The organism is Mesorhizobium sp. M2A.F.Ca.ET.039.01.1.1 (assembly GCF_003998035.1).
In the GTDB taxonomy this organism is placed as follows: Bacteria; Pseudomonadota; Alphaproteobacteria; order Rhizobiales; family Rhizobiaceae; genus Mesorhizobium.
This window is the reverse complement of the sequence record NZ_RZRY01001208.1, coordinates 1-1,168: the sequence shown is the minus strand read 5'-3', so window position 1 is coordinate 1,168 and position 1,168 is coordinate 1. Positions and strand designations below refer to the sequence as shown.

The 1,168-nt window shown below is 54.3% G+C and carries 1 protein-coding gene; it reads right to left on the bottom strand.

The window, feature by feature from the left end; translation table 11 throughout:
- Positions 1-337 precede the first annotated feature (337 nt).
- Positions 338-724, bottom strand: a complete 387-nt coding sequence (locus EOA24_RS38685) for an ectoine synthase (protein ID WP_127300955.1) — start codon at positions 722-724, stop codon at positions 338-340.
- Between the last annotated feature and the right edge of the window lie 444 nt (positions 725-1,168).

Below are 1,168 nucleotides of genomic sequence, written 5' to 3'. Positions count from 1 at the left end.
GCTATGTGGCTTATCCGACATCGCCGGACATCGTACCTTTGAGCGCGCTTTCAATCGGCACAAGCCTTCCAGAATCTCCCCGATGTGTTCGCCGAAGCAAGCGGAGCCTGGAACATATCACTGTCACCGCGGGCTGCGGCCGCGTAGGTAGGGACCCTTCGTGGAAAGCCCCCGTTTATCAATGAAGACCAATGAGAAAGCGGAGCCGATGTGAACGAGATAACAAACAATTTTTCCGCTGAGGTCGGCGGAATGCAGTGCGGATGGTGTTGGGTCGCTAAGGTGGATGTTCCTCGCATTGAGCGGCGGTTTGATATCTGTCGTTGGTTTATTTTGTTCAATATGCCGAGCCTGCCGGGTCGTTGAGACTGTGGCGCTCGGTTCCGTTGAGGGGCGGGTTGAAGATACTTACGAGGATCAGGTCCTTGTCTCGGCCCCCGCGCAGAAGATGCTTGTCATGCTTATCAAGCACATAGATGTCGCCCTTGCGAATGGGGAAGACATTCCCGTCCATGTCCTCGACCTCGCCCTCTCCGGCGATGCAGTAGCAGGCTTCGAGATGATTACGGTATTGCAGAAGCGAGACCGTGTTAGCGCGCACTACGGTGTGGCAGATGCTAAAGCCCATGCCGTCCTTGTCGGTCAGGAGGCGGTGGCTAGTACCATTGCCCCAATCGACGAAGTGATCGGTCGCTTCAACATCCTGCAGGCTACGCACAATCATAACACTATCCTTTTGTATTCCGCAGCCGAGCCGGGGGCGCGTACTACCGTGATGTTGCCACTTCTGCGCGGTACTGCCGCCTGCGTTGCATGTTTCAGAATGCCCTACCGGCCCACATAAAGTGTTTTCGGTCGCAAATCTGGCAAGTTGTTTCCTTCCTTCGCTGTGCCTCGCGACACGAATACAACTCAGCAGCCTGTTAGCTATTGAAGCAAATCTCGTGCCACCCTGGTAGAGAAAGGGGAGAGAAGTTGGGGCTGTTTTTTCAGATAATTAGAGAGTGGAAGGATTAGCAGGGCAGTGAAGCCAATCTTACAAAGGACTTGCGGCACATCGATTACGTTCAAATGAATAAGTTGCTGCCCTGCGAGGTCGTTTCAGCGCATCTCGACTGGTGGGTCGGCAAGACAATGGGGAACGGGAATGATCGCAGGCGTAAAGGGA

Excerpts from the sequence above, each read along its gene's own strand:
- EOA24_RS38685 (WP_127300955.1), bottom strand. The coding sequence starts at position 724 with ATGATTGTGCGTAGCCTGCAGGATGTTGAAGCGACCGATCACTTCGTC.